The organism is Bartonella sp. AP19HLJMH (genome assembly GCF_042196245.1).
Classification (GTDB): Bacteria; Pseudomonadota; Alphaproteobacteria; order Rhizobiales; family Rhizobiaceae; genus Bartonella.
This window is the reverse complement of record NZ_JBHIPX010000082.1, coordinates 613-887: the sequence shown is the minus strand read 5'-3', so window position 1 is coordinate 887 and position 275 is coordinate 613. Positions and strand designations below refer to the sequence as shown.

Genomic DNA, 275 nt, shown 5'->3' with positions numbered 1-275 from the left:
TTTGACACGGATATGGCGGCACCGGCTGGTAGCAATCAAGTAATTGATCCCGCAGATTCAGAACCTTCTGACACTTATGAAAGTAACCAAGGCAGTGAGGCACATACAAATGGTGAATAATCTCGACATGCCGTTTTTGGCATCACGGCTTTTTGGTGTTCCTCATATGCTTGCATCGACAAAGCTTGATATCATTTTGAATGCTCTTGCACCGCGTCTTTTTGAGGGAGAAAAGTTTCCCCCTAAGGCTTTTGCGCAAGGGGATACAACGGCTT

General features: G+C 45.8%; 1 pseudogene. It reads left to right on the top strand.

Annotated features, from left to right (window positions below):
- Positions 1-109: 109 nt before the first annotated feature.
- A pseudogene (locus ACFINR_RS09490) lies at positions 110-275 on the top strand (S49 family peptidase); the annotation flags it as partial.